Annotated in this window: 1 protein-coding gene; it reads right to left on the bottom strand. The window is 64.9% G+C overall.

Features of this window, described 5'->3' with window-relative positions; translation table 11 throughout:
• On the bottom strand, nucleotides 1–1,372 hold a 1,372-nt coding region (locus DBR24_RS32735), incomplete at both ends, for an AMP-binding protein (RefSeq protein ID WP_371921319.1).

The raw sequence follows: 1,372 nt of genomic DNA, 5'->3' as shown, positions 1-1,372 counted from the left end.
TGCTCGCGCTCGATCACTTCGCTGAGGTACTGCGGATCCTTGTGCCCCTCGGGCCTTGCCATGACCAGTCGGGCGCCGGTCATCAACGGCCAGAAGAACTCCCACACCGACACGTCGAAACTGAACGGCGTCTTTTGAAGTACGGAATCGGCTGCCGTCAGCTGATAAGCGTCCTGCATCCACAACAAGCGGTTGACCACCCCGGCGTGTTCGTTGATCACGCCTTTGGGTTGCCCGGTGGAACCCGAGGTGTAAATCACGTAAGCCGTGTGGTGCGGGGTCAATTCCGGTGCTGACAGATTGTCCGCCGGTTGCGATTGCCAGTGCGGCTGATCCAGATCGATCAACGGCACCGTGACCTCGCCGAGCAACGAGCGAGTCGAACCCTGCACCAGCACCGCCAGTGGCGCACTGTCCTCCAGCATGTAGGCCAGACGCTCCAACGGGTACGCCGGGTCGAGCGGCACATAACCGCCGCCGGCCTTGAGAATCGCCAGCAGCCCGACCACCATGTCCAGACTGCGTTCGACGCAGATCGCCACCCGCGAATCGGCCTGCACCCCCACTCCGCGCAAGTGCCGCGCCAGTTGATTGGCCCGCGCATTGAGTTCGGCGAAAGTCAGCGACTGCTCAGCGGCCACCACCGCCGGCGCCTGCGGCGAGCGCTGCACTTGCGCCTCGAACAGCCCATGAATTGTCTGCTCCAGATCGTAATCGACGTCAGTGGCATTGAGGCCGAACAGCAGTTGCCGCCGTTCGCCATCCGGCAACACTGGAAGACGGTTCAACGCCTGCTGCGGTGTCTGCTCCAGCGCCTCGACCAGCCCCGACAACGCCTGTTGCAGGTAGCCACAGACCCGCGCCGCGCCAATGCGCGAAGGGATCATCGCTGTGAGGTAAAAGCCCTGGCCGAGGTCATCGACGTTCAGGCTCAGCGGATAGTTGGTGCGCTCTTCGCTGGAAAGGTTATGAATGCCTTGCCAGCTCAGGCGAGCGGCCTGCTGCTGTTCCTCGCTGACGCTGTGGCGGTAGTTGAGCATGGCGCTGAACAGCGGCGCCGGCGCTGCCACACCGCTGCAACGCTGGGCCAGCGCCAGTGACGCATGTTCGTGGCCGAGCAACGCGGTCAGTCGGGCGTGGGTCGCACGGACGCCGGCACGCACCGGGGTGTCGCCCAGATCGACGCGCAACGGCAAGGTGTTGATGAACATGCCCAGGCCACGATCGGCACCGCTGCCGCCCTGCATCCGGCCCAACAGCACGGTGCCGAACACCACGTGCTCCTGCCCGGAAGTCGCGGCCAGGACCTGCGCCCACGCCAGGTGGAACAGGCTGGCGACACTCACCCCCAGTTGCCGCGCCTGGCCACGCA

Origin of the sequence: Pseudomonas sp. HMWF006, from assembly GCF_003061205.1 — a bacterium.
GTDB classification, from domain to species: domain Bacteria; phylum Pseudomonadota; class Gammaproteobacteria; order Pseudomonadales; family Pseudomonadaceae; genus Aquipseudomonas; species Aquipseudomonas monsensis.
The sequence above is the reverse complement of the archived record's forward strand: the minus strand, read 5'-3'. Positions and strand labels throughout refer to the sequence as shown.